The sequence below is a fragment of the Cobetia sp. Ld8 genome (genome assembly GCF_045066615.1).
Taxonomy (GTDB): domain Bacteria; phylum Pseudomonadota; class Gammaproteobacteria; order Pseudomonadales; family Halomonadaceae; genus Cobetia; species Cobetia amphilecti.
Genome location: NZ_JBISHF010000008.1, coordinates 863416 through 889623, shown reverse-complemented (window position 1 = coordinate 889623; position 26208 = coordinate 863416). Strand labels below are relative to the sequence as shown.

The window sequence follows — 26208 nt, the reverse complement described above, 5'->3', positions numbered from 1 at the left end:
GCAGCGGCTTGCCACGGCCACGATGGCCGGGTTGTCACTCCCAGCAGGATGCCCGCATGTTTACCGTTCTTCACGCCAATCACCTCGAGGACCTGCGCGATCTGGCCCTCAAGGTGATCAAGGCCGCGCCTCAGCCTCCGCTGGTGCCGGAAACCTTCCTCGTCCAGTCCAACGGCATGGCCCAATGGCTGAGATTGTCATTGGCCGAGGCCGATGGCATCGCCGCCTCGGTGGATTTTCCACTGCCCTCAAGCTTCGTGTGGCGTGCCTATCGCGGGGTATTGGGTGGCGTGCTGGGCGACGAGATTCCGGAACTGTCGCCCTTCGACAAGGGCCCGCTTGCCTGGCGTCTGCTGCGCCTGCTGCCGGGGCTGCTGGCCGATGAATCCCAGGCCGAATGCTATGCGCCGCTCAGGGATTATCTGTGTCGCGATGAGCGTGGCCAGTTGATCGAGGCGGTCGGTGAGGACGCATTGCCAGCGCTGCCCGAAGGCCCGGAGGCTGAGCGTCAGCAGTGGCAGCTGGCCTGCCAGCTGGCGGACCTGTTCGATCAGTACCTCAACTATCGCCCCGAGTGGGTGCGCAGTTGGGAGAGCGGGCTTGAAGACGACAACTTCCGGGATGCCTTCGCGCGCCAGCAGGCCGCAAGCGAGCTGCCGGCCAATCTGCTGCCCGACAACCTGCCGGACAGCCAGCAGTGGCAGCCGGCACTGTGGCGAGCGGTACTGGCCGATGCGCCATCCAGCAGCCGCCAGCATCACCGCGCCGCCCTGCATGGTCGCTTCGTCGCGGCGGCGCGCGCGCTGGAGACACTGCCCTCGACACGTCGTCATCCACTGCCGCCACGCCTGTTCGTGTTCGGTATCTCGGCGTTGCCGGGCCAAACGCTGGATGCGCTGCATGCGCTGTCCGGGGTGATGGACATCTACCTGATGATCACCAATCCCTGCCGCCATTACTGGGGCGATATCGTCTCCGACCGAGAAGCCGTGCGGCGCAGTTCGCGAGCAGACAGCCAGCGCATGGACAGCGAGCGCCTCGCGCAACAGCGTGCCCGTCACCCCGAGGCGCCGGCGCTGATCGGGCTGGCGGAGGAGGAGTTGCACCTCAAGGCCAACCCGCTGCTGGCAGGGCTTGGCGCACAGGGGCGTGACTTCATCGTCAGCCTGTATGAATTCGAGAGCGCGCTGTCGGGGCGCGACAGCGGCTTCGATCTCGAGCTGGACGTCTTCGTGCCGCGCATCAGCGAGGACACGCCACCCGAGCAGGCACCGCTGCTGCAGCAGATCCAGGACGAGATACTCGAGCTGGTCCACCCCGGCGAGCGTGCGCTGGCCGAGGGCAGTCCGCGGGTGCTCGCGGCCGATGACGACTCCATCAGTCTGGTCAGCGCCCACTCGGCGCTGCGTGAGGTCGAGATCCTCCACGACCGCCTGCTGGCGGCCTTCGAGCGCGCCCATGATGCCGAGAAACGTGGCGAGGGCGAGCCGCTGCGGCCGCGCGACATCCTGGTGATGGTGCCGGACATCGACCGATATGCCCCCTATATCGAGGCGGTGTTCGGTCAGCTGCCGTCGGGCAATCCGCGCCATATTCCCTTCACCATCGCCGACCGCGTGGCCAGTCAGGCCAATCCGCTGCTCGGGCTGGTGCTGATGTTGCTGGAGCTGCCGGAGCGCCGTCTCGGCGTCAGCGAGGTGCTGGATGCGCTGGATGTCGCCGCCTTCCGGCGTCGTTTCGCCATCGAGGAGGGCGAGCTCGAGCGTCTGCGGCGCTGGCTGGCCGACAGCGGCGTGCGCTGGGGACTCTCCGGCGAGCACCGCGAGCAGCTCGGCTTCATGCCCCTCGACGAGAACAGCTGGCGCTTCGGGCTCGAGCGCATGCTGCTGGGCTACGCCACCGGCACCCCGGCGGCCGGCGCCCCGGAGGCCGGCTCCCCGGCGGCCGGTGGACCGCCGCAGGGGGGAGTTGGCGATGAGCAGAGCGCCGACCTGATGGATGGCCAGGTGGATGATCTGATGGACGGCCTTGTCGACATGAACGGCCTGAGCTTCGACGGCGTGGTGCCCTTCGATGAAGTGGCCGGTCTCGAGGCCGAGCTGGCAGGCAAGGTCGGCGAGCTGATCGAGAGCCTGGATCGCTGGCGGCGCTGGCTGGATACCTCGCGTACGCCGGCGGACTGGGCCACCACGCTGCAGCGGCTGTGGGAGGAGAGCCTCAGCCCGGACAGCGCCGAGGAATTCGACATTCTGGCGCGTCTGCAGGCGGCGCTCTCACGCCTCGACAAGGGCTGGCAGCAGGCCGGTTTCGAGGGCTGTCTGTCGCTCAAGGTGGTGCGCGAGGCACTGCGCGGCGAGCTGGACAGCGGCGGTCTCGCCCAGCGCTTCCTCGCCGGGCGCGTCAACTTCGCCACCCTGATGCCGATGCGTGCGATTCCCTTCCGCGAAGTGCACCTGCTGGGCATGAACGATGGCGACTACCCGCGGGTGCGCATGCCGCAGGATTTCGACCTGATGGCCAGCCGCCCGCAGGCGGGCGACCGCTCACGCCGCGACGATGATCGCTACCTGTTCCTGGAGGCGCTGCTGGCGGCGCGGGATCGCCTGTCGATCTCGTGGGTCGGGCGTGACCAGCGCGACAACGGCGAGCGGCCGCCCTCGGTGCTGGTCGGTGAACTGCTCGACTACATCGAGCTGGGCTGGGAGCCCGAGCAGCCGCACTCCGCCAAGCGTTCGCGGGAGGCGGCGCTGCGAGAGCGCCTGATCACCGAACACCCGCTGCAGCCGTTCTCGCGGCGCTATTTCCATGCCTCCCAGGCAGCGGCCGTCGATCTGTTCAGCTATGACGCCAGCTGGTCGAGCCTGTATCGCGCGGCGGGTCAGGCTCAAGTAACTGAAAAGAATCAGGAAAACTCCAGTGAGGCCGAGGCGAATTCGGCAGCGACTGCCTTGAGGCAGCTGGTGGAGCAGGCGCCGGAGTCCCATCTGCGCCTCGGCGCAGATTCGCTGGCGCGCTTCCTGCGCCGCCCCTGGCAGCTGGGGCTGGACCGCGTCGGCGTGCGCTTCCGCGATGCCGAGGTGCCGGATGAAGACAATGAACCTTTCGCCCCCGACGGGCTGGAGAACTTCACCCTGACCCGCGAGCTGCTGGACGCCGCGCTTGCCGGGCAGTCATTGCCGCTGGCCGCCGAACGTCTGCGCCGTGCCGGGCGGCTGCCGGCGCTGGGCTTTGCCGATGCCTTGATCGAACCGCGCCTCAAGCGCCTGGATCAGCAGTTGGCCAGCTGGCGTGACCAGCTCAGCGATGCCCTCTCGCTGCCGCCGCGCACCCTCGAGGTACCGCTGATCATGCAGGATGAGGGCGGCGAGATGTTGCGCGTGACCCTCACCACGCGTCTGGTCAGCCGTCAGCAGCTGCGCGATGACGCCGAGGGCGAAAGCCGCCTGCTGGCCACGCTGGAGGCGACCCACTTCGGCACCCTCAAGCCCGGCAAGGAAGGGCGCTACAAGAAGCTCGGCAAGCCGCATCGTCTGCTGGCCGGCTACCTCGACTGGCTGATGGCCAATGCGCGTCCCGGCCTCGGGGAGGTGGCAGGCGATCAGGGCGCAAGCCGTGAAGGCTATCAGTGGCTTGCGGTGTTCGAGGACCGCTGGCTGCTGTTCCCCGCGCTGCGCATCGAGCAGGCCGAGGCCGCGCTGCGCCATCTCGTCAAGGCGTATGCCCAGGGCTGGCAGGCGCCGCTGGCGGCCGCGCTGGAACTGGCGACCACCCTCTGGGAGGTGGTGGGCGAGGAGGATCGCAATGCCCTGTTCGGCGTGCTCAAGGCGCAGGCCGCTGACGGCAGCGCAAACCTTGAGACGGCGCTCGGGGCCATTCACAAGCCCTGGCTTGGTGAGAGTCTGACGCGCGCCATGGAAACCCGCTTCAGCGAAGACATCTTCAAGGGCCCCCAGGCGCTCAGGCGTCAGGAAGGCGCGCTGGGCGAGCTGTGGCCGGAGTTCGAGGCCTTTGCACAGGCCGGCGGCGTGCTCAACAGCGTGCAGCTCTATCAGCCACTGATCGAGAGCATGATCGGTGTGCGTCAGGGCATTCTCGGCGAACGCGCGGTGGAGCTTGCCACCGGGAAGGCGACGTCATGAGCGATACCGGAGTGGAAGACATGCGCGGTGTGGAGAGTGGCGTGAGGAGTGGCATCGCTCAGGACAAGGAAGCGGCAATGAGTGACGAGATGGATCAGAGCCAGCAGGGCCAGGCCCTCGATATTCCGACGCTGCCCCTGCTCGGTCAGCATCTGATCGAGGCGAGTGCCGGCACCGGCAAGACCTTCACCCTCGCCGCGCTCTACGTGCGGCTGGTGCTCGGGCCCTTGCCCGGCCAGGACGCGGGCGTCTGCTATCCGCGCCCGCTGACGCCGCCGGAGATACTGGTGGTGACCTTCACCGAAGCCGCCACCGCGGAGCTTAGAGACCGCATTCGGGCGCGCCTCAAGCAGGCGCGTGAGGCGCTGCTGGGGCGTGCCAGCCCTGATCCGGTGCTGGCCGAGTTGCTCGCGCCGCTGCTGACACCATCACCTGCCGAGGACGCAGCGCGCCTCAAGGCTGCCGCGGCACGGCGCCTCGATCAGGCCGCGCGCCTGATGGATGACGCCGCCATCTTCACCATCCACGGCTTCTGCCAGCGCATGCTCAGCCGACATGCCTTCGATGCCGGCGGACGCTTCGGCGCCGAGCTGTTGCAGGATGGCCAGTCGCTGCTGGCGCGCTGCGTCGAGGATTACTGGCGCTGCGAGTTCTATCCGTTGGCCCGCGAGTGGCAGGCGTTGATCCGTGGGCGCTGGGCCGGGCCCGACGCGCTGGGAGAGGAGCTGCGCGGCCTGCTGCGGGATGGCACGCCACGCCCGCTGTACCGCGACGGCGAATGTCTTGAGGCCCCGCATGATCTGAGCGAGCTGCTCGGCAATGCCGAACAGTGGCGTCAGCAGCAGGAGGCCGCCCGGCGCGCCGTCGAGGAAAGCTTCGATGAGCCGGCCATCCGCGCGGTGATGGGCGAGGCCTTCGCCAGCAAGGCGCTCAACGGCAACAGCTACAAGGAAGCCGAGCTCGAGCCTCGACTGGCGGCGACGGCTGCCTGGCTGGCCAGCGGCGAGCACGACTTCGCCGCCGACATGCTCGACAGCAAGAAGCTGTGCTGGCTGAGTCAGGCCAAGCTCGAGAAGGGCACCAAGAAGAACTGCCAGACGCCGCGCCATCCCTTCTTCGCGGCGCTGGACATGCTGGCCGAGGTGCCCGCCCCGGACGCCGTGCTGCTGGATCAGGTCGCCGTGCACGCGCGTGACAGCGTCGCCCGCGCCCTGATCTGCGAGAAGCGCCGCCTCGGGCTGTGGGAATTCTCGGACCTGCTCAATGATCTCGATCACGCACTGGACCCGTCGCTCAATGGCGAGGCCAGCCAGCGACTGGCGCGCCAGATCCGTCAGGAGCTGCCGGTGGCGATGATCGACGAATTTCAGGACACCGATCCGGTCCAGTACCGCATCTTCCGGCGCATCTATCCGCAGACGGCGGGCGATGCTCCGTCCGACGACGATGCCATCAACAGTGATGTCGGCAACGATGCTGGCGAGGCGCCCAGCACGCTATTAATGATCGGTGACCCCAAGCAGGCCATCTACGCCTTCCGTGGCGCCGATATCGACACCTATCTGGCGGCGCGCAAGGTCACCAGCTCGCGCTTCACCCTGCCGCGCAACTTCCGCTCCAGCGCCGCGATGGTGTCCGCGGTGAATGCCCTGTTCGCCCAGCATCAGGCGCCCTTCGGCAGTGAGGACATTCCCTTCCAGCCGGTCGAGGCCCAGGGCACGCGCACCCGGCTGGTACTGCGTCATCCGGATGGCCGCGAAGAGGCCGCCTGCGCGCTGAACCTGTGGTGGGCCAGCGGTGAGCGTCTGAGCGCCGATGACCACCGCCGCGCCATGAGTGGTGCTTGTCGCGCCCAGATCCAGGCCTTGCTGGAAGGACAGCAGCGTCTGGCGGCGGGCGAGCCGGGGCTGGTGTTCATGGACGAAGGCGATTCGACGCCGCGTGGCGTGGCTGCCAGCGATATCGCCGTGCTGGTGCGCAACGGCCGCGAGGCTGCAGCGGTACGTAGCGCGCTGGCCGAAGGCGGCATCCGCAGCGTCTATCTGAGCGAGAAGAGTTCGGTATTCGACACGCCGGAGGCCTTCGAGCTGCTGCAGCTGTTCGAGGCCGTGGCCCATCCGCGTGATGACCGCCGCCTGCGCGCGGCGCTGGCGACGCGGCTGCTGGCCGAGGATCTCTCGCTGGTCGAACGCCTCGCGGTGGATGAGCTGGCCTGGGAGCGTGAGGTCGAGCGCTTCGATGGCTATCACCGCGACTGGCAGCGGCGTGGCGTGCTGCCGATGCTGCGCGGCGTGATGCGCGATTTCAGGGTCGGTGAGCGGTTGGCGGCGCGCGCCGGGGGCGAGCGCGCCCTGACGGATGTGCTGCACCTTGGCGAGCTGGCCCAGAATGCCGCCCAGCGCCTCGATGGCGAGCAGGCGCTGCTGCGCTGGTGGCATCAGGCGCTGGAATCCGGCCATGAAGCGCTGGACAGCGACAGCCTCAGTCAGCGGCTGGAAAGTGATGAGGGGCTGGTGCGCGTCGTCACCATCCACAAGTCCAAGGGGCTTGAGTATCCCATCGTCCTGCTGCCGTTCATGGCCAGCTTCCGCGCGGCCGAGCCGGACAGGAGTTTCGGCCTGCTGACCCTCAAGCAGCGTTGGCTGGCCACGGCTGAAGAGGGAAGCGATGACGAGGAAGACGATAACGAGGAAGTGTCTGCTCACAGAGTCGATCAGGAGGATGACGCTCTCGATGACAGCATCCTGGTCAAGAAGCCCTCCAGGGAGGCCATCGCGGCGGCCGACCATGCACGGCTGATGGAAGATGTGCGTCTGCTCTACGTGGCGCTGACGCGTCCCAAGTTCGCCTGCTGGCTGGGACTGGCGCCCATCGGCAAGGGCGGTTTCAGCAAGCAGCTGAGCCTGCCGTCCACCGCCGTCGGCTACCTGCTCGGCCTGAGTGATACCCCGGATATCGAGGCCAGCGCCATCGAGGCCGCGCTGCACGGCTGGTGTGATCAGCAGTCTGCCGGACTGGCGCGCGTTTCCGGCCTGCCCGCACTAGTAGGCCACGAATATCAGCCCCCGGCGGAGCGCGATCAGCACTTCCATGGCGCGCGCCACTTCGCGGGCGGCATCGAGGATGACTGGTGGATCGCCTCCTACACCGCCTTGCTCACCGATGCCCGTCAGGTGACGGCGGCGCTGGAAGACACCGCCGATGCCGCGGATGACCGCGTGCCCGAGGGCGCCACCGAGATCGCGCTGGAAGAAGGCGAGCAGGGCCTGACACGCCCGGACCGCGAGGTGGCAGGGCAGTCCGGTCCGTTGCTGGCCGGCGGCCTGCCGATGACGGTGGGCGAGATCCATCTGCATGATTTCCCGCGCGGACCGCGCCCGGGGACCTTCCTGCATGGTCTGCTGGAGGCGGTGGATCTCGATCGCCTCGGTGCGGATGACTATCGCGGCGAGCTTGAACGGCTGGTGGGCTCACGGCTGCATTTCGGTGGCTTCGATGCCAGTTGGCAGCCGCGTCTCACCGACTGGCTGGAGCAGGCGCTGACCCGCCCGCTGCAGGGCTTCGAGGGCGAGCCTATCCTGCTCAACCGGCTGGAGGCCTGGTTGCCGGAGCTGGAATTCTGGCTGCCGGCCGTGCACGCACGCAGTCTGCCGCTGGATGCCGTGGTCACCGCGCTGGAACCGTTGCCGCGCTCGCGGCCCAGGCTCGCGCCACGCCGCATGCACGGCATGCTCAAGGGCTTCATCGATCTGACCTTCCAGTCCGGCGGGCGCTGGTACGTGCTGGACTGGAAATCCAACTATCTGGGCGAGCGCCCCGAGGATTATCTTGGCGAGTCACTGGCCCGCGCCATGGTCGAGCACCGCTACGACCTGCAATACGTGCTCTATACCCTCGCGCTGCATCGTCTGCTCAAGGCGCGCCTCGGTGAGGACTACGATTACGAGCGCTGCATGGGCGGGGTGCTGTATGTCTTCCTGCGTGGCCTGGATGCCGGCGGTGATTCACCCGCGCTTGCGGTGGACGCCGAAGGGGAGACGCCCGGAATGGCGACACCCGGAGTGTTCCAGCGCAGGCCATCACAGGCGCTGATCGAGGCGCTGGATCTCTGGCTGGGCGGCGACAGCTCCGCATTGGATAGCCTGCTCCTCAACACCACCGACACCTCGCCACTCACGCAAAGCGGCCAGCAGGGGGCCTTCGATGTCTGACACCATGTCTGTGCCAACGCAGCAGCACAGCGCTGCCCCTGACGCCCCGACTGCCGACACCCTGCTCGCCACGCTCGGCCTGTGGGTGGAGCTGGGCTGGCTTAGGCGCGTCGATGCCCATCTGGTGCGCTTCATGGCGCGCCATGTGCCGGAGGCCCCGGCCAGCGTATTGCTGGCGGCCGCGTTGGCCAGCCACCAGCTGGGACGCGGGCATGTGTGCCTGTCGCTGTCGCGGGCGCTGGCCGAGCCACGCGCGACCCTGTCGTTGCCGCCGCTGGAGCAGTCCGAGGCGCATCTGGCCGAGGTCAGCGTGGCCCTGCCGGAAGCCTTCCTGGCGGATCTCGATGCCGGGCGCTGGGCCGAGCAACTGGCGGCATCGCGGCTGGTCAGCGTGCTGGCGCAGGCCGATTCTCCGGCAGGCCATCTGCCGCTGCGCCCGCTGGTGCTGGTGGGCGAGCGCCTCTATCTGCGCCGTTACTGGCAGGCCGAGCGTGAAGTCGCGGCGGGGCTGCGTGCACGGATGGGGCCAAGCGAGGAGGGCGAGACACGGGTCAGCGATGCGCTGGGCGAGCGTCTGCGCGAGTTGTTCGCCAGCAATCGGCCGGACCCGCATGGCGAGCCGGACTGGCAGAAGCTGGCCTGCGCCCTAGCGCTGCGTCAGCGCCTGACGGTGATCTCCGGCGGCCCCGGCACCGGCAAGACCACCACCGTCACGCGTCTGTTGGCGCTGTTGCAGGCTCAGGCGCTGGCGGGTGGAACTGACGGTGCAGAGGCCGAGGTGGAAAGCAATGAGGCAGGCCAACCGCACGAGCGGCGGGCGCTGGATATCCGCCTGGTCGCCCCGACCGGCAAGGCGGCGGCGCGGCTGTCGGAGTCGATCCGCGGGGCGGTGGCGAAGCTCGAGGTGCCAGACGCGGTACGCGCCGCCATCCCGCGCGAGGCAAGCACCGTGCACCGCCTGCTGGGCGCTCGCCCGGATTCGCGCCACTTCCGCCATCACGCCGGCAACCCGCTGGCACTGGACCTGCTGGTGGTGGATGAAGCCTCGATGGTCGATCTCGACCTGATGGCGGCGCTGCTCGGCGCGCTGCCCGCCCACGCCCGCCTGATTCTGCTCGGCGACAAGGACCAGCTGGCCTCGGTGGAAGCCGGCGCCGTGCTGGGCGATCTCTGCGAGCATGCGCTGCCGCCGCGCTACTCACCGGCGCTGTGTGAAGATCTCACCCGCCTGACCGGCGAAACACTGGAGCAGGCCATCGCCGTGCCTGATGGCCAGGACTTGGAGGAAACATCAGCGACGCGCGGCCGACTCGCCGATCACGTGGTGGTGCTGCAGAAGAGCTATCGCTTCTCTGCCGACAGTGGCATCGGTGCCCTGGCTCGTGCCAGCAACGCCGGGGATCGTCAGGCGCTGCGCGATGTCTGGAAGGCCGGTTATCGCGACATCGCCTGGCTCAAGCTCAGTGGCCCGGAGGACCGCGATCTCGAGAAGCTGGTGATCAATGGCTACCGCCCGGCGCTGGAGGCCGTGCGTGAGCGGCGTCCGGCGCGTGAGGTGATCGACCTGCTGCTCGAGTTCCAGCTGCTGTGCGCGCTGCGCCGTGGCCCCTACGGCGTCGATGGCCTCAATCAGCGCGTGGCGCGGGTGCTGATGCGGCGCGGACTGATCGCCGACGAGCGCGGCTGGTACTCCGGTCGCCCGGTGATGGTGACGCGCAACGACCGCGCGCTGGGGCTCTACAACGGCGATGTCGGCATCACCCTGCCGGACCCCGCCGCCGGGGGGCGTCTGCGCGTGTTCTTCCCGGTCGAGGAGGAGGCGACGCCAGACACCGAGCGTGATGGGCAGGACACCGACATCCAGCGCTTCCACCGTGGCGTACGCGCGGTATTGCCGTCACGCCTCGAGGCGGTGGAGACGGTCTTCGCGATGACGGTCCACAAGTCGCAGGGTTCCGAGTTCCGCCATGTGTTATTCGTGTTGCCTGAGGGCGCCAACCCGATTCTGACCCGCGAGCTGGTCTACACCGGCATCACGCGGGCCAAGTCGCGGGTCACGCTGGCGGGAACCCGCCGCGAGACGCTGGAAGGCGCCATTGAACGACGCGTGGTGAGAGCCAGCGGGCTGGTGCTCTAGGCCGGACACCGACGGATGATCGTCATCTCCGGCTCCGCCGCGCTCGACGGGAGGAGGGGACATGATGGACGTCAGCAGTCGCGTGAAGGAAAGAGCGCAGCCACAGAGCGAGATGCATGCCGTGGCGCTGGCCACGGCGGCCAGTCAGCTCAAGGACCCGCAGGCGGCAGTGGCCGAGCTTGCCCGAACGCTTGATCTGGCGCTGGGAAGTCGTGAGCGGCTCGGCGGGGTGCTGTTCTTCTGCTCGGCGGATTATCCGCTGGCGGCATTGGGCCAGGCGCTGGCCGCCACCTTCGGCGAGGTGCCGGTGAGCGGTTGCACCACCGCCGGCGAGATCACGCCCGCGGGCTATGCGCGCGGCTCCATCACCGCCATCGGCCTTGCGCGCAGTGACTTCGCGCTGGCGCAGGTGCTGATCGATGATCTGAGCGGTTTCGATCTTCCGCGTGCCCAGGCGCTGAGTGACGAGCTGCTGGCGCGTTGTCGCGAGCAGGCCGTGGCGCCGGTGATGGGCAACAGCTTCGCGCTGACGCTGCTCGATGGGCTCTCGAGCAGCGAGGAGCAGGTGCTGGCGACGCTGGATGCGGCGCTGGGCAGCATCCCCGCCTTCGGTGGCTCCGCCGGGGATGACAATCGCCTGTCGCACACCTATGTCTACGCCGACGGCGTCTTTCATGATCAGGCGGCGGTCGTGGTGGTGGTCAATACGCGGCTGCCGTTCGAGGTCATCAGCACCCATCACCTCACGCCGCTGGCTGACAAGCTGGTGGTGACGGCGGTGGATCGCGATTCGCGCCGCGTGCTGGAGCTGAATGCCGAACCCGCCGCCGAGGAGTACGCCCGGCTGGCCGGCGTCGCCCCCGAAGCGCTGGAGGAGGCGGTCTTCGCGCGTTGCCCGCTGGCGGTGCGTATCGGCGAGGCGCATTACGTGCGCTCCATCCAGCGCGTGAATGACGATGCCAGCCTGAGTTTCTACTGCGCGGTGGAGACCGGCATCGTGCTCACCGCCATGCAGGCCACGCCGATTCTCGAGCAGCTCGAGCAGCGACTGGCCGAGGTGGAGGCGCGCCTGGGGCCGCCTGCGCTGACCATCGGCTGCGACTGCTTCCTGCGGCGCATGGAGATCGAGGCGCTGGCGCTGGAGGGTGAGGCCTCGCGCATGCTCAGGCGGCACCGGGTGATCGGCTTCAATACCTACGGTGAGCAGCACCACGGCATGCACATCAACCAGACCTTCACCGGCGTGGTGATCGGCCAGCACCGCTCGGTTGCCGACGGCACGGGAGGACAGGATGTCGCCTGATACGCCGCTGACCGAGCAGGGTTTTCTGAGCGAGCCGGACGCTCTGACTCAGACGGACGCTCAAAGCGCCGAACTCGCCGCCCTCAAGGCGCGCAATCGCCAGCTGGAGAAGATCAACGCCGCGCTGATCGAGCGGGTCGAATCCAGCAGCCCTTCACCGAGCGCGCCCTACGCCGCCTTCGAGCATGCGGTGCTGCTGGCGGATCAGGTGCGTGAGCGCACCGATGCCCTGCATCGCACCCTCGATGAGCTGGGGGCACTCAATCGACGCCTCACCGCCGCCAAGGCCGCCGCCGAGGCGGCCAATCACTCCAAGACCCGCTTTCTCGCCGCCATCAGCCATGACCTGCTGCAACCCCTGAATGCCGCCCGGCTATTCGCCAGCGCCCTGGAAGAGCAACTGGCGCGGCTGGCGCTGGATGCTTCCCTGCCAGGCGATGCCATTTCTGACGTCATGCCGAATGATGCTTCGCAGGGCGTCTCCACGCCCGGCGAGCTGGTGGCGCGGCTGGGGCGCTCGCTGGCAGATGTCGAGAGTCTGCTGGGCACGCTGGTCGATATCTCGCGGCTGGATGCCGGCGTGCTGACGGCGGATGTCGCCGTCTTCCCGGTGCGTGAACTGCTCGATGTGCTCGCCGAGGAATATCGTCAGCTGGGCGCTGCCCGTGGGCTCGAGCTGCATTACGTGGCCAGTCATCTGAGCATCGAGTCGGACCTGCAATTGCTGGCGCGAGTGGTGCGCAACTTCCTGAGCAATGCGCTGCGTCATGTGCCGGATGGCTCGACGCGCGGGCGAGTGCTGCTGGGGTGTCGGCGCCGCGGTGACTGGCTGGAGATCACCGTGGCCGACAACGGCCCCGGCATCGCCGAGCATCAGCGCGAGGTGGTCTTCCAGGAATTCCGACGCCTGGCGCCGCGCCAGGACAACGAGCAGCGCGGCCTCGGGCTGGGGCTGGCGATCGTCAAGCGCATCACCGGCTTGCTGGAGCATCCCCTGTCGTTGACCAGCACGCCGGGGCGCGGCGCCGCCTTCGCGGTCCGCGTGCCGATTCGTCAGCCTGCCAGTATGGTGGGCTCGGCGGCTGATGCCTCTTCTACTGGCCAGCCTTGTGCGTCACCGCTCGCGCAGCCGCTGCTCGATACCGTTATCTGGGTGGTCGAGGATGATCGGGAGGTGTGTGCCGGCATGCAGTCATTGCTCGGGGGCTGGGGCGCGAGTGTTTACTGCGCCGATGATGCCGAGGTGCTGTTGCAGCAGGCCGTGGCCGCGCCGCAGGTCTTGATCGTCGATCATCAGCTTGGGGAAGGGCAGCCCGACGGCCTGGAGCAGGCGCAACGCCTGCGGCAACGCTGGCCGGGCTTGCCGGTGGTGGTGATCAGCGCGGACCACTCGGCGCCGCTCAAGGCCAGGGCGCGTGCGCTCGGGTTCGGGTTTCTGCTCAAGCCGGTCAAGCCGCTGCGCCTGCGCCAGTTGCTGGTCAATCGTCGCTAGCCGCGCGCAGAAGTGCTGGAAGTGATGCAGGAAGGGGGGAGGGAAAAGGAGCTGGAAAAGGGCCTCAAGAAGAAACTGGAAAGGGGGGAAGGCAAAGACAATGGCAAATAGGCGTCCGTCACGGGGGTGATTGAAGGAGCCTATCGGGCACCACGCTTATTTTTAATGAGAATTAATCGTATTCGGCATGTATGCTGGTCACATAGCCTCCCGCATATTTCTTTATCTGTTCGCGGGTCATTGATCTGGCAGGTTTTCCCCCCATGCTGAATGTCATGTCCGATAAATCCGTACGTCATGCCGCAAGCATGTCACTGGGCAGCGAAGGCGACGCCTCTGCTGCCGGGGGTGCGCACACAGCTTCCCCTGTCCGTCTCGCTGGCCGCCTGCGCCGCGCCTTGCCATTCCTCGGCCCGGCGATGATCGCCGCCGTCGCCTATATCGACCCGGGCAACTTCGCGACCAACATCGAGGCCGGCTCCCGCTATGGCTACACCCTGCTGTGGGTGGTGCTGTGGGCCAATCTGATGGCGATGTTGATCCAGACCCTGTCCGCGCGGCTGGGGCTGGCGACCGGCAAGAATCTGGCTGAGGTCATCCGTGAACGCTTCCCGCGTCCGGTGGTGTGGGCCTTCTGGGTGCAGGCGGAGATCGTCGCCATCGCCACCGATCTGGCCGAATTCCTGGGGGCGGCGCTGGCCTTCAATCTGCTGTTCGGGCTCAGCATGCTGGAAGGGGCGCTGCTGACCGGCGCCATCACCTATGCGGTGCTGGTGATGCAGCGTTTCGGCTTCCGCATGATGGAAATGATCATCGGCGCGATGATTCTGGCGGTCTCGGCGGGCTTCCTGCTCGAGATCATTCTCAGTCGCCCACCGGTGGAGCCGATCATCTACGGTCTGCTGTCGCCGAACTTCCCGGATAGCCACGCCATCTTCCTGGCGGCGGGCATCCTCGGTGCCACCGTGATGCCCCACGTCATCTACCTGCACTCCGCGCTGTCCCAGAATCGCATCCGGGTGCGTGACAGCGGTCAGCGTCGTCGCGTGATGGGCTACTACCGGCTGGATGTCATCATCGGCATGGCGCTGGCCGGCTTGATCAACATGGCGATGCTGGTGCTGGCCGCCAAGGTCTTCCACGGCAACGGCGAGACCGGCGTGGCCTCCATCACCGAGAGCTACAAGCTGCTGTCACCGCTGATGGGCCAGGATGCGGCGAGTCTCATCTTCGGCTTCACGCTGCTGCTGGCGGGGCTGTCCTCATCCATCGTCGGCACCCTGTCCGGTCAGGTGGTGATGCAGGGCTTCGTCAACTTCCGCATTCCGATGTGGCTGCGCCGCGTGATCACCATGGCGCCGGCCATCGCCATCATCCTGATGGAGCTGCCGGAGCAGCAGGTGCTGGTCGCAAGCCAAGTGGTACTCAGCTTCGGGATTCCCTTCGCGCTGGTGCCGCTGTTGATGTTCACCGCCAACCGCCGCCTGATGGGAGACCTGGTCAATCGTCACTGGGTGACGGCCATCGGGGTGCTGGTCGCGGCGATCATCATCCTGCTCAATGGCTATGTGCTGGTCGGCGAGCTGATGTAGGCCCCGCACCCTCTGTTCTATGCTTCAGGCCCTATGGCCTTGGTGAGTTCCAAAAGGCCTGCTGGTGGCAGGCCCTCGCAACGCCCCGCTGTGTGCCTCATTCGTGAGCGCCCCGGCGGGGCGTTGCGCGTTGTGGGGCGGCAGGGGGCGCACTCGCGCCTGACATGGCAGGCAGGGCGTGGCTGGCCAGCAGGATCGCCTGTACCCGGCTGGCGACCCCCAGCTTGTGCAGGATGGCGGAGACATGCGATTTGACGGTGGTCTCCGCCACGCCCAGCTGCCAGGCGATCATCTTGTTGGATTCGCCCAGCACCATGCGCTCCAGCACGCCGCGCTGCTTGGTGGTGAGGGTCTGCCAGCGCTGCGCGAATTCCGCCTTGCTGAGGCTCGGCGCGAGTTGAGGCGCTGGCGATGGGACTGGTGCTGAGGCCGATACTGAGGCTGAGGAGGAAGCCGCCTGGCTCGCCAGCGCCGGGCGCGGGGCGGCGCGCATCAGCCGAGCGGGCACATAGACCTCACCGGCCAGCATGCGCGCGAGCGCCTCGCGCAATACCTCCGCCGAGCTCGACTTGGAGAGATAGCCCACCGCGCCGAGTGCCAACGCCTCCAGCACCGTCTCGCGTGCCTCGTGGGCGGAGAGAATCGCCACCGGCAGCCAGTCTGCCTCCTGGCGCAAGCGAATCAGGCCTTCCAGGCCGTGGCTGTCGGGCAGGTCGAGATCCAGCAGTAGCAGGTCGAGGCTATCGGCATGCGCGTCGATGAGGCTGAGCGTCTCGGCGAGACTGGCGGCCTGCAGCAGCTCGTAGGGCGGTGCCGGGGCGTCAGCGACGCTCAGACTCAGGGTACGACTGATGGCATCACGGAACAGCGGATGGTCATCCGCGATCAACAGACGGTACATGGAGGCTCCTGGTCGGTGGCGGGCGATATCCTGATCAAGGCTTTTCTGTTCATGGCTAGCCTGAGCATAACGTCATGGCGTGGTGTCGTGCCTTGCGGCCTTCGCGGTATGGCGGTGTTCGTTTCTCCTCGCTTTTCTCCTCCCAAGGGATGAGACGGTCTCCGCCCATGGGGGCATGTCGCGATTGGCGTCGGTGGTCAAGACTGTGAGAGTCGCCTGATCAAGTACCGCTTGATGGATCGGGCAGCGAGTCAGCGCCAACGGGGCCACTGAAGTAGAGCCAACCTAGGCGTTTCGCTGACACGACAACGACTTCTCAGCAGCGACAACGACTTCTCAGTAACGACAACGACTGCGCAACAACGACAACAACAGGCCGTCGATCACGAGCGCCACTCGTGAATCCGGCCAACAGGAGTTCGCCATGATCTACGCCTCCCCGGGCAGCGCCGATGCGCTGGTCACGTTCAAGGATATCTACGGCAACTATATCGGCGGTCGCTTCGTCGAGCCGGTGAAGGGTGAGTACTTCGACAATGTCAGCCCGGTGACGGGCGAGGCCTTCTGCCGTATCCCGCGTTCGAGTGCGGAGGATATCGACCTCGCGCTGGACGCCGCCCACAAGGCAGCTGCTGCCTGGGGCAAGACCTCGGTGCAGGAGCGCTCCAACATCCTGCTCAAGATCGCGGATCGCATCGAGCAGAACCTCGAGATGCTGGCCGTCGCCGAGACCTGGGACAACGGCAAGGCGGTGCGCGAGACGCTGAACGCCGATATTCCTCTGGCGGCGGACCACTTCCGTTACTTCGCCGGTTGCCTGCGCTCCCAGGAAGGCACCGCGGCGGATATCGATGCCAATACCGTCTCCTATCACTTCCATGAGCCGCTGGGTGTGGTCGGGCAGATCATCCCGTGGAACTTCCCGATCCTGATGGCAGCCTGGAAGCTCGGCCCGGCGCTGGCGGCCGGCAACTGCGTGGTGCTCAAGCCGGCGGAACAGACCCCGGCCTCGATTCTGGTGCTCGCGGAGCTGATCAATGACCTGCTGCCGGCGGGCGTGCTCAACATCGTCAACGGCTACGGGGCCGAGGCCGGTCAGGCGCTGGCCACCAGCAAGCGCATCGCCAAGATCGCCTTCACCGGCTCCACTCCCGTGGGCTCGCACATTCTCAAGTGCGCCGCCGACAGCATCATCCCCTCTACGGTGGAGCTGGGCGGCAAGTCGCCCAACATCTACTTCGCCGACATCATGAATGCCGAACCCGAGTTCATCGACAAGGCCGCCGAAGGCCTGGTGCTGGCGTTCTTCAATCAGGGCGAGGTATGCACCTGCCCGTCACGCGCCCTGATCCAGGAAAGTATCTACGACGACTTCATGGCCCGGGTGATGGAGCGCGTGAAGACCATCAAGCGCGGCAACCCGCTGGACACCGACGTACAGGTCGGCGCCCAGGCTTCCCGCGAGCAGTTCGACAAGATCATGTCCTACATGGATGTCGCCCGCGAGGAAGGCGCCGAGGTGCTCACCGGCGGCGGCAGCGAGCAGCTGGAGAACGAGCTGGCCAACGGCTATTACATCCAGCCGACCCTGCTCAAGGGCAACAACTCGATGCGTGTCTTCCAGGAGGAGATCTTCGGGCCGGTGGTGGCCGTCACCACCTTCCGTGACGAGGCCGAGGCGCTGGCCATCGCCAATGACACCGAATTCGGTCTCGGCGCCGGTGTCTGGAGCCGCGACATGAACGTCGCCTTCCGCATGGGTCGTGGCATCCAGGCCGGTCGCGTGTGGACCAACTGCTACCACCAGTATCCCGCCCATGCCGCCTTCGGTGGCTACAAGAAATCCGGTGTCGGTCGCGAGACCCACAAGATGGCACTGGAGCACTACCAGCAGACCAAGAACCTGCTGGTCAGCTACGACATCAATCCGCTCGGCTTCTTCTAGGCCTGTCTGGCAGCGCCACCGCGACTGGTGGTGCTGCACGCCTCCCGCGATTCTTGCTTGAGAAAATGACATCGATGCCCGCGCCAGATCCGATTGCTTGATCTGGCGCAGGGCAGGGAGCGCTGCGTCTGGTTTCAATGGAGAGGCAAGCTTTGCACTGGCTCGGGCGCTGGAAAAACGCTGGCATGGGCGCTGGCCTGGGTGCTGGAAAAAACGCTGGCATGGGCGCTGGCGCATGCAGGCGCAAGCCCACACTCACCGGCGCAACTCTCCGCTGCAACTCTGCTGGTTCGTCTGTCTTGAATGTCCGTCTTTCTTGAATGTTCGTCAGTCTTCAATGGATGAGGAGTACGTCATGGATAACAGCATGAAAGCCGCCGTGGTACGTGAATTCGGTGCACCGCTGGTGATCGAGGAGGTCGCGGTGCCGCGACCGGGGCGTGGCGAAATTCTGGTCGATGTCGCCGCCTCCGGGGTCTGTCATACCGACCTGCACGCCGCGCATGGCGACTGGCCGGTGAAACCCAATCCGCCGTTCATTCCCGGCCATGAAGGCGTCGGCACCATCGCGGCGGTGGGCGAGGGTGTCACCCACGTCAAGGAAGGCGACCGTGTCGGGGTGCCCTGGCTCTACTCGGCCTGCGGCCACTGCGAGCATTGCCTGGGCGGCTGGGAGACGCTGTGCGAGAGCCAGCAGAATACCGGCTACTCGGTGAATGGCGGCTTTGCCCAGTTCACGCTGGCGGATGCAGGCTACGTCGGCCGCCTGCCGGACAGCGTGGGCTTCGTGGAGATCGCGCCGGTGCTGTGCGCCGGGGTCACGGTCTACAAGGGCCTCAAGATGACCGACACCCGCCCCGGCCAGTGGGTGGTGATCTCGGGCATCGGCGGGCTGGGACACATGGCGGTGCAGTATGCACGCGCCATGGGCCTGAACGTGGCGGCGGTGGATGTGGATGATGCCAAGCTGGAACTGGCCCGCCGTCTGGGCGCGACCGTGACCGTCAATGCCATGAAGGAAGACCCGGCGAGCGTCATCAAGCGCGACATCGGCGGCGCGCATGGGGCGCTGGTGACGGCGGTGTCGCCCAAGGCCTTCGATCAGGCCCAGAACATGCTGCGCCGTGGCGGCACCCTGGTGCTAAACGGCCTGCCGCCGGGCGACTTCCCGCTGCCGATCTTCTCCACCGTGCTCAATGGCATCACGGTGCGTGGCTCCATCGTCGGCACGCGTCAGGACCTGCAGGAGGCGCTGGACTTCGCCGCGGAAGGCAAGGTCGCTGCCACCGTGCAGACCGGCAGGCTCGAGGATATCAACGACATCTTCGGACGCATGATCGACGGCAAGATCGAGGGGCGTATCGTGCTCGACATGAAGGCCTGAGGCGTTCGTTGGCCTGAATCCTCACCACCGATGACAGGTCTGCTGGAAACGGCAGGCTGCCAGACACGACAACGCCAGCCCTCGGGCTGGCGTTGTCGTGTCTGGCATGGCCGTGTGCGTTGACTCTCACGCGGGCACTGCAAAGAGCTCTCCATGACGAGCTCGGGCTTCTGCTTACACCGTGCCGAATTTCTCGTTCTCGCCCATGTCCGGGGTGTGGTCCTTGTCGAGGTTGGCACGCGCCACCTCGTAGAGCTGATAGGCCTTGCTCTCCTTGGCCTTCCAGTGCTCACCGGATTGCACCGAGATCTCCAGCAGGGTGACGTCGGGGTCATCCTTGCCTTCCGGGAACCAGGCGGCCACGAACGGGTTCCAGAACTTGTCGATCAGGCCCTGATCGCGGTGCAGATTGGCATGACCGCTCAGCGACACGTAGACGCCATCATCCTGATCGGAAAAGCTCAGGCAGACCTCGCTGTCCTTCCTGGCCTCGAACACCTTCTCGGCGCTGGCGCGGGTGAAGAACCACAGGGTGCCGTCGTAGTCATCCTGCACCAGATGCATCGGGCGGGCGTGGGGCACGCCATCGCCTTGCGTCACCAACATGCCGACCTTCACATCCTTGATCAGCTTCCAGATCTTCTGCTTGTGCTCCGGGCTCGACATCGTGTGTCACTCCTTTGCGTCATGCGAATGAAAATCCGGCTGGCTAGCCGTTGCACAAGACCTTGGAGCGACAGCCCACAACTTCAAGGGATGATGGTGAAGCTTTCGCTTGATGAGTCAGATCTTGTTTAGTCAGAGCTTGATGAGTCAGCGCTTGATCAATCGGTGCTTGATTCAGGCGCCGAGGCGACTCACTGCGCTGCCGGTGCCTGCCAGGCGTCGCTGCCCCACAGCGGCACGCTGCTCAGTGCATGCTTGAAGCTGCCGCTGGTTTCCTTGGTGCTGTAGGCGATATAGAGCAGGCTCTGGGAGTCGCGATCCAGAATGCGGCGAATCTTGAGGCTCTTGAGCAGCACGCTCTTGGATTTGCGATAGACCTCCTCGCCACTCTTGGAGGTGTCGATGTCGGCGATCATCTCCGCCGTGATCGGGCCGGTCTGGCGGCAGGCGATGCTCATGTCGGAGGGATCGGAGAAGTCGAGGTCCGCCTCGATGTTGCTCAGGTGGCAGGTCACGCCCGGCACCTTGGGGTCGATCAGGCTCTCGATCTTGATGTCCTTGGTGGTGAACAGGCCCAGCGAGACATCCCCGACCTCGTTGTCATCACAGCCGGCCAACAGCAGGCCTGAGGCGATCACACCCAGCAGGGCAGCACGAGAGGGAAGGCGGCGCAGTCGCGTCATGGGGGCATCCTTGAGTCAGTGGTGTCAGGCGATGATAGCGTGTCAGACCCGCGGTGGGCGTCAACCATTGTCCTGGTCTCAATGCTTGCCGCGGGCTCAATGCTTGCCGCGGTCTCACTCGCTGGCGAAGGCAGCGAGATTCAGCGTATGCGAGTTGCCCAGCCACATCACGCCCTGGGTGTGATCGAAGAGGTCATCGCCGGTGCCGGCGTGCACGAAGATGTCCAGCGAGCCACGGTTGAGTGCCAGCCACGGGATGATGCGCCCGAATTCCTCAGGCAGGAAGGACAGCTGACAGCTCCACAGCGGGTGCGGGCCGACCGGCTGCTGGTGGAAGCGCCCGACGCGCAGCGTGAAGCGCTGCTCGGCCTGAGCCGCCAGTTCGCGAGCGGCGGCCAGGCTCTGCTCATCGGTGTAATAGAGATGGGCGTGGTAGTAGCTGATGTGGTGTGTCATGGCATTGTCTCGATCGTTCTCAAGGGGGCTTCCAGCGCTCGGACTCAAGGGCCGTGGCGGGAGTTTTCAATGGCTGGCGGCAGTGGCCGTCAGGGCGTGATGGGCCTTGCGGTTCTCAGCCCCAGGCCTTGTAGATCAGCTGCACACCCACCAGCGCCATCGCGATGATGATCAGGCGGAAGAACAACTTCTCGTTGACGCGGGATTGCAGCCACAGGCCGCTTCTGACCCCCGCCCAGGCCACCGGCACCAGCAGCAGCGAGGTGGAGAGGCTGGTGAGGTTGATCTCGCCCAGCGCCACGTAGGGGCCCAGCTTCATCAGGTTCATGCCAGCGAAGATGATCACCGTGGTGGCGATGAAGGTCTCCTTGGGGTGCTGGCGCGGAATCATGTACAGGTTGTAGGGCGGGGCGCCGGCGTGGGCGAAGAAGCTGGTGAAGCCGGCGGTGGCCCCGGCAGGAATGGCCAGCCAGCGGGGCAGCGGTTTCCTGGCAGTGGGCTTGAACAGCATATAGGCGGCGAACAGCAGCGAGATGACGCCCAGCAGGCCGCGAATCATGTTCTCGTCCAGCTCATCGAACAGCACCACGCCCACCGCGATGCCGATGGCGGCGCTGGGCAGGATGATGCGCACCTCCGACCACAGCTGCTTGCCCCACCAGGCGCGGGAGCTCAGGAAGTCCATCACCAGCAACAGCGGCAGCAGGATACCGGCGGCTTCCAGCGGCCCGATGGCCAGCGCCATCAGCGGCACCGAGAGCGAGCCGAAGCCTCCGGCGAAGCCGCCCTTGGAGATGCCGGTCAGGTAGGTCGAGAAGACGATCGCGCTCCAGGCCAGCGCAGAGTAATCGGGCAGTGTCAGCAGGGCATCGAGAAGATCGGTCACGGGCATCTCATGTCGAGAGGGCGGGCAAGGTGAGTCGTGAAGGCCCATTGTTGAACAATTCTGCCCGCGCTTCATCCCGACACGCTGCAATGAAGTCTTTCCCTTGGCGCACCAATGCGCTAAAAGGCGCATGTCGCACAGTGTTTTCTTTCGAGACACTGGGCGAGTAGCCTGATCTGGCGGGCATGTCGTAGTGCCTGCCGCTCGTTGGTCGAACAATCTCTGAGGTGGCGATGTCACGCGCTCCATTTGAAATCAGCGGTACCCGCATCGCGCCGGGAACGCGGGCCCAGGTCGATGTGCCTGTCGCCAAGCTCTACACCCATGCGCCGCTGCACATCCCCGTCGAGGTGGTGCATGGCCGCCAGCCCGGCCCGGTACTGTTGGTGTGCGGTGCCATCCACGGTGACGAGATCAACGGCGTCGAGATCGTGCGGCGGCTGCTCAAGAGTTCCAGCCTCGCGCGGCTGCGCGGCACCCTGATCGCGGTGCCCATCGTCAACGTGTTCGGTTTCGTGCAGCACACGCGCTACCTGCCGGACCGCCGTGACCTCAACCGCTGCTTCCCGGGCAGCGAGAGCGGCTCGCTGGGCTCGCGGGTGGCGGCGCTGTTCCGTGAGCAGATCGCCGATCAGGCCACCCACATCATCGACCTGCACACCGGCGCGATTCATCGCACCAACCTGCCGCAGATCCGCGCCACCATGACCGGCAGCGATGCCACGCGTCATATGGCGGACGCCTTCGGTGCGCCGGTGCTGCTGAATGCCGAGCTGCGCGAGGGCAGTCTGCGCGCCTATGCCAGCGAGCGCGGCGTGCCGGTCATCACCTATGAGGCCGGTGAGGCGCTGCGCTTCGATGAGTGGGCGATTCGCCCGGGTGTCAGCGGCGTGAAGCGCGTGATGCGCTCCATCGGCATGCTGGCCAAGGACCGCGACCGCAAGCCCAGTTCACGTGCGGTGGAGATGTCCAACGGCTCCAGCTGGGCGCGGGCCTCCATCGATGGCATCGTCCAGAGCCGCGTGGGCCTGGGGGACCGCGTCGAGAAGCATCAGGTGCTGGGCATCGTCGCCGACCCCTTCGGCAACAGCGAAAGCGAGGTGTTGTCACCCGCGGATGGCATCATCATCGGCATGGCCAATCTGCCGCTGGCCAATGAGGGCGAGGCGCTCTATCACGTGGCGCGCTTCCATGCGATCGACGATGCCGAGAGCGCCGTCGACAACTTCCAGCAGCTGTTCGTGCCGGATTCCATCTAGGCGCATCACGCCCCTTTACGGCCCTGTTGCTGGCAGTGATAACGCAAACGCCCCGCTCATTGAGCGGGGCGTTTGCGTTGCAGCAGAGAATCTCGTGGGGTCGAAACCGACAGTCACGGAGCACTCAGCCGTGGCTGGTCTGGGTCTCGAGCGGGCCGTCATGACGCGCTTCCGCGCCGTGCATCCAGTCCACCAGCTTGCCGGCGAACACCAGCAACAGCAGGCCGCCGAGCACGCCGGTGATGGCGATGCCACCGAACACGCTCATGGCACCGGCTTCGCCGACCAGCGAGCCGATCATGCCGGCCAGATAGTTGGCCAGCGCCACGAAGGCGAACCAGGCACCCATCATCAGCGCGCCCATGCGCACCGGTGACAGCTTGGTGACCATCGACAGCCCCACCGGCGACAGGCACAGCTCGCCGAGAGTGTGGAAGAAGAAGGCGCCGACCAGCCACATCATCGAGGCGCTGCCTGCGGCTTTCTGCTCCAGCACCGCGCCGATCATGCACACGAAGCCGATGCCGAGGGCGATCAGGCCGAAGGCGAACTTGACCGGCGAGCTGGGCTCGCGGTTGTCCATGCGTGTCCACAGACCCGCCAGCAGCGGCGAGAGCAGGATGATGAACAGCGGATTGAGCGACTGGAACCAGGCCGCCGGCACTTCAAAGCCCATCAGCATGCGGTCGGTGTAGTCCTGCGCATACAGCGCCATCAGGCCGCCGCCCTGCTCGAAACCGGCCCAGAACAGAATGGTGAACAGGCCCAGCACCATGATGACCTTGATGCGGTCACGCTCTTCGCGGCTCAGCGGTGTCTTGCGGTTGCTGCTCTTGCTCAGGCGTGCCTCACGGCGGGCGCTGGGTTCGACCCCCAGGTCACCCAGATGGCGCGGGGCGAAGATGAGCTGGATGGCGACCGCAAGCAGCATGCCGATACCAGCCACCAGGAAGCCGGCGTTCCAGCCATAGCCTTCGGCCATGGAGCCCGCGACGATGCCCGACAGCAGCGCACCGATGTTGATGCCCATGTAGAAGATGGTGAAGGCACCATCACGGCGGTGATCGCCCTGTTGATAGAGGTCGCCGACCATCGTGGAGATGTTGGGCTTGAACAGGCCGTTGCCGACGATCAGCAGGCCGAGACCGATATACAGCAGCATCTCGGGGTCGAGGCCGCTCATGGCCGGCGGCACGGCGAGCACGAATTGCCCGGCCGCCATGATCAGACCCCCGATCAGGATCGCACGGCGGGCGCCCAGCCAGTTGTCGGCCAGCGCTCCGCCGAACATCGGCGTGATGTACACCAGGCCCGTGAAGATGCCGTAAAGCTGCAGGGCATCGCCCTGATTCCAGCCCAGACCGCCACTGGTGACGGCATCGGTGAGATAGAGCACCAGCAGGGCACGCATGGCGTAGTAGGAGAAGCGTTCCCACAGTTCCGTGGAGAACAGCAGATAGAGTCCGGCCGGATGCCCGAACAGCTCACGGCTGTTGGCTCCGGTAGGGGAGTGTGTGGACATGGAACCTCGAAGGAAGTGTCAGCAGAAGCAGCGCAGCCCGGATGACGGGACTGCATGGACCGGCCCACAGGTCTGCAGAGGAGGACTGTGGAGGAATCGCCGATGACGGAGCAGTTGTGTGGCTGACCTCACGCGAGCATGGCGTGACGATGTCGAGACCGGTTGTTGTCCGTATGGTCAGCCATTCTGCGTGAGATGGCTTTGTCAGACAATCAAACGAAAGTCATGCATGTTATTGGTATTTAAGGGGTTATTAGCTTAGATGGCGACGCAGAGTTGCGTCAGGTGTCACGCCTGCCAGTACAGCACTGACACTTTGCTGACTGCCGAGACGACGACACCCGGCGCGAGGGCCGGGTGTCGGGGGACGGTCTTTTGAAAGCGCTGCTCTCAAGAGAGAGGGTAGAAGCGAGAGGGAAGAAGAGAGCAGAAGCGGCGCGAACAGGCCAGCTCGATCAGGCCTGTTCGACCTGTGCCTCAGGGCGGTGCTCCGGCACGCGCGCCATGGCGTCATCGATGACCTCGATGCCCGCGCCTGGCTTGTGGGCGTTCTCGGAGACATGACGGCGGAACTGGCGACCGCCCGGCTGACCCTGGAACAGCCCCAGCAGATGGCGGCTGATGTGGTTGAGGCGCACGCCCTCGGCGAGACGCTTCTCGATGTAGGGGCGGAAGGCACGCAGCGCATCGTGGCGGCTGGTGTGCGGATTCTCGGCCTCGCCGTACAGCTCGCTGTCCACCGTCGCCAGCAACCAGGGGTTGTGGTACGCCTCACGGCCGACCATCACGCTGTCGACGTGCTCCAGCTGCTCGTGCAGCTCGTCCATCAGCTTCAGGCCGCCGTTGATACCGATATGCAATGACGGGTGCGCCTGCTTGAGGCGGTGCACGCGGCCATAGTTCAGCGGCGGCACATCGCGGTTCTCCTTCGGCGACAGGCCCTGCAGCCACGCCTTGCGCGCATGCACGCTGAAGGTGTCGCAGCCGGCATCGGCCACGGTGGTGATGAAGCGCTCGAGATCGGCGTCCTCATCCTGATCATCGATCCCGATGCGGCACTTCACCGTCACCGGAATCTTCACCTGCGCCTGCATCGCCGCCACGCACTTGGCTACCAGCTCCGGATGGCCCATCAGACAGGCACCGATCATGTTGTTCTGCACACGGTCACTCGGGCAGCCGACATTCAGGTTCACCTCGTCATAGCCCCAGCTCTCGGCGATCGCCGCACACTCGGCCAGCGCCTGCGGGTCGCTGCCACCCAGCTGCAGCGCCAGCGGATGCTCCGTCTCGTCGTGACCGAGGAAGCGCTCGCGGTCCGGATTGAACAGCAATGCCCCGGTGGTCACCATCTCCGTGTACAGCAGCGTACGACGGCTCAACACGCGCGCGAAGGCGCGGTAGTCACGGGTCGTCCATTCCATCATCGGCGCAACGGAAAAGGTGCGGTCAATCGGTGTCATCGGCATGGCAGTCATATCGGCTGGTGTGGGAGCGATTTTTGCGGGCATTTTACCATTTTGATTCCATGAATGCAGGAAAGAATTTATATCGTGAGCTATAGTCATCTTATTCGATTGTTTTGTTTTAGTTTAATCTTATAAATTGGTTTTTTTCTGTTGGAGGTAAATG

Annotated in this window: 16 protein-coding genes; 9 read left to right on the top strand and 7 right to left on the bottom strand. The window is 65.9% G+C overall.

Translation table 11 applies throughout. The features are described 5' to 3' along the window. Nucleotides 1-56 precede the first annotated feature (56 nt). From ACJJV2_RS14685 to ACJJV2_RS14660, 6 genes are all read left to right on the top strand, one after another. Nucleotides 57-4139 (top strand): exodeoxyribonuclease V subunit gamma, encoded by a 4083-nt coding sequence (locus tag ACJJV2_RS14685; RefSeq protein ID WP_405281939.1) that lies wholly within the window; start codon nucleotides 57-59, stop codon nucleotides 4137-4139. After that, nucleotides 4136-8350, top strand: coding sequence for an exodeoxyribonuclease V subunit beta (gene recB, locus ACJJV2_RS14680; RefSeq protein ID WP_405281938.1), 4215 nt, complete (start codon nucleotides 4136-4138; stop codon nucleotides 8348-8350). Before ACJJV2_RS14685 ends, recB begins: the two co-directional genes overlap by 4 nt. 4 nt (nucleotides 8351-8354) lie before the next feature. Further along, nucleotides 8355-10487 carry an exodeoxyribonuclease V subunit alpha gene (recD, locus tag ACJJV2_RS14675; RefSeq protein WP_405281936.1) on the top strand — a complete coding sequence of 711 codons (2133 nt, stop codon included), beginning with the start codon at nucleotides 8355-8357 and terminating at the stop codon, nucleotides 10485-10487. Between the two features lie 112 nt (nucleotides 10488-10599). Continuing rightward, nucleotides 10600-11790, top strand: coding sequence for a nitric oxide-sensing protein NosP (gene nosP, locus ACJJV2_RS14670; protein ID WP_405282240.1), 1191 nt, complete (start codon nucleotides 10600-10602; stop codon nucleotides 11788-11790). Continuing rightward, nucleotides 11780-13282, top strand: coding sequence for a hybrid sensor histidine kinase/response regulator (locus ACJJV2_RS14665; protein ID WP_405281935.1), 1503 nt, complete (start codon nucleotides 11780-11782; stop codon nucleotides 13280-13282). The genes nosP and ACJJV2_RS14665 overlap by 11 nt, the downstream gene beginning before the upstream one ends. A 275-nt stretch (nucleotides 13283-13557) precedes the next feature. Beyond that, nucleotides 13558-14874 (top strand): Nramp family divalent metal transporter, encoded by a 1317-nt coding sequence (locus tag ACJJV2_RS14660; protein WP_240548686.1) that lies wholly within the window; start codon nucleotides 13558-13560, stop codon nucleotides 14872-14874. A 97-nt stretch (nucleotides 14875-14971) separates the two neighbouring features. Here the strand turns inward: ACJJV2_RS14660 and ACJJV2_RS14655 are convergent, their stop codons facing one another. Beyond that, nucleotides 14972-15775, bottom strand: coding sequence for a response regulator (locus ACJJV2_RS14655; RefSeq protein ID WP_405281933.1), 804 nt, complete (start codon nucleotides 15773-15775; stop codon nucleotides 14972-14974). A 424-nt stretch (nucleotides 15776-16199) separates the two neighbouring features. On the opposite strand from ACJJV2_RS14655, the gene ACJJV2_RS14650 reads away from it, so the two are divergent. Next, a complete protein-coding gene (locus ACJJV2_RS14650; protein WP_405281931.1) occupies nucleotides 16200-17720 on the top strand; it encodes an aldehyde dehydrogenase family protein in 1521 nt (506 codons plus the stop codon). Between the two features lie 355 nt (nucleotides 17721-18075). Beyond that, the gene (gene adhP / locus ACJJV2_RS14645; protein ID WP_405281929.1) at nucleotides 18076-19104 is read left to right on the top strand and encodes an alcohol dehydrogenase AdhP; all 1029 of its coding nucleotides are present in this window, start codon (nucleotides 18076-18078) and stop codon (nucleotides 19102-19104) included. Between the two features lie 174 nt (nucleotides 19105-19278). Here the strand turns inward: adhP and ACJJV2_RS14640 are convergent, their stop codons facing one another. From ACJJV2_RS14640 to ACJJV2_RS14625, 4 genes are all read right to left on the bottom strand, one after another. After that, nucleotides 19279-19770, bottom strand: a complete 492-nt coding sequence (locus ACJJV2_RS14640; RefSeq protein WP_284726732.1) for a pyridoxamine 5'-phosphate oxidase family protein — start codon at nucleotides 19768-19770, stop codon at nucleotides 19279-19281. Between the two features lie 191 nt (nucleotides 19771-19961). Further along, a complete protein-coding gene (locus tag ACJJV2_RS14635) occupies nucleotides 19962-20453 on the bottom strand; it encodes a CreA family protein (RefSeq protein ID WP_248380051.1) in 492 nt (163 codons plus the stop codon). 114 nt (nucleotides 20454-20567) lie between these two features. Next, nucleotides 20568-20909, bottom strand: a complete 342-nt coding sequence (locus ACJJV2_RS14630; protein WP_043333117.1) for a DOPA 4,5-dioxygenase family protein — start codon at nucleotides 20907-20909, stop codon at nucleotides 20568-20570. Nucleotides 20910-21024: 115 nt separating this feature from the next. Then, complete coding sequence (locus ACJJV2_RS14625; RefSeq protein ID WP_405281926.1) at nucleotides 21025-21795, bottom strand: sulfite exporter TauE/SafE family protein; 771 nt, start codon at nucleotides 21793-21795, stop codon at nucleotides 21025-21027. Between the two features lie 233 nt (nucleotides 21796-22028). Here ACJJV2_RS14625 and ACJJV2_RS14620 point away from each other — a divergent pair, with 233 nt between their 5' ends. Continuing rightward, the gene (locus tag ACJJV2_RS14620; protein WP_405281924.1) at nucleotides 22029-23054 is read left to right on the top strand and encodes a succinylglutamate desuccinylase/aspartoacylase family protein; all 1026 of its coding nucleotides are present in this window, start codon (nucleotides 22029-22031) and stop codon (nucleotides 23052-23054) included. 124 nt (nucleotides 23055-23178) lie between these two features. Here the strand turns inward: ACJJV2_RS14620 and ACJJV2_RS14615 are convergent, their stop codons facing one another. After that, nucleotides 23179-24576, bottom strand: coding sequence for a peptide MFS transporter (locus ACJJV2_RS14615; RefSeq protein ID WP_405281923.1), 1398 nt, complete (start codon nucleotides 24574-24576; stop codon nucleotides 23179-23181). Nucleotides 24577-25031: 455 nt separating this feature from the next. Beyond that, nucleotides 25032-26039 carry a tRNA dihydrouridine(20/20a) synthase DusA gene (gene dusA, locus ACJJV2_RS14610; protein WP_052384479.1) on the bottom strand — a complete coding sequence of 336 codons (1008 nt, stop codon included), beginning with the start codon at nucleotides 26037-26039 and terminating at the stop codon, nucleotides 25032-25034. Nucleotides 26040-26208: the final 169 nt, after the last annotated feature.

Coding starts and splice junctions, on each gene's coding strand:
- ACJJV2_RS14615 (WP_405281923.1), bottom strand. CDS start 24,576: ATGTCCACACACTCCCCTACCGGAGCCAACAGCCGTGAGCTGTTCGGG.
- adhP (WP_405281929.1), top strand. CDS start 18,076: ATGGATAACAGCATGAAAGCCGCCGTGGTACGTGAATTCGGTGCACCG.
- recD (WP_405281936.1), top strand. CDS start 8,355: ATGTCTGTGCCAACGCAGCAGCACAGCGCTGCCCCTGACGCCCCGACT.
- ACJJV2_RS14640 (WP_284726732.1), bottom strand. CDS start 19,770: ATGTCGAGCCCGGAGCACAAGCAGAAGATCTGGAAGCTGATCAAGGAT.
- ACJJV2_RS14655 (WP_405281933.1), bottom strand. CDS start 15,775: ATGTACCGTCTGTTGATCGCGGATGACCATCCGCTGTTCCGTGATGCC.
- ACJJV2_RS14650 (WP_405281931.1), top strand. CDS start 16,200: ATGATCTACGCCTCCCCGGGCAGCGCCGATGCGCTGGTCACGTTCAAG.
- recB (WP_405281938.1), top strand. CDS start 4,136: ATGAGCGATACCGGAGTGGAAGACATGCGCGGTGTGGAGAGTGGCGTG.
- ACJJV2_RS14620 (WP_405281924.1), top strand. CDS start 22,029: ATGTCACGCGCTCCATTTGAAATCAGCGGTACCCGCATCGCGCCGGGA.
- nosP (WP_405282240.1), top strand. CDS start 10,600: ATGCATGCCGTGGCGCTGGCCACGGCGGCCAGTCAGCTCAAGGACCCG.
- ACJJV2_RS14635 (WP_248380051.1), bottom strand. CDS start 20,453: ATGACGCGACTGCGCCGCCTTCCCTCTCGTGCTGCCCTGCTGGGTGTG.
- ACJJV2_RS14630 (WP_043333117.1), bottom strand. CDS start 20,909: ATGACACACCACATCAGCTACTACCACGCCCATCTCTATTACACCGAT.
- ACJJV2_RS14660 (WP_240548686.1), top strand. CDS start 13,558: ATGTCCGATAAATCCGTACGTCATGCCGCAAGCATGTCACTGGGCAGC.
- dusA (WP_052384479.1), bottom strand. CDS start 26,039: ATGACACCGATTGACCGCACCTTTTCCGTTGCGCCGATGATGGAATGG.
- ACJJV2_RS14665 (WP_405281935.1), top strand. CDS start 11,780: ATGTCGCCTGATACGCCGCTGACCGAGCAGGGTTTTCTGAGCGAGCCG.
- ACJJV2_RS14685 (WP_405281939.1), top strand. CDS start 57: ATGTTTACCGTTCTTCACGCCAATCACCTCGAGGACCTGCGCGATCTG.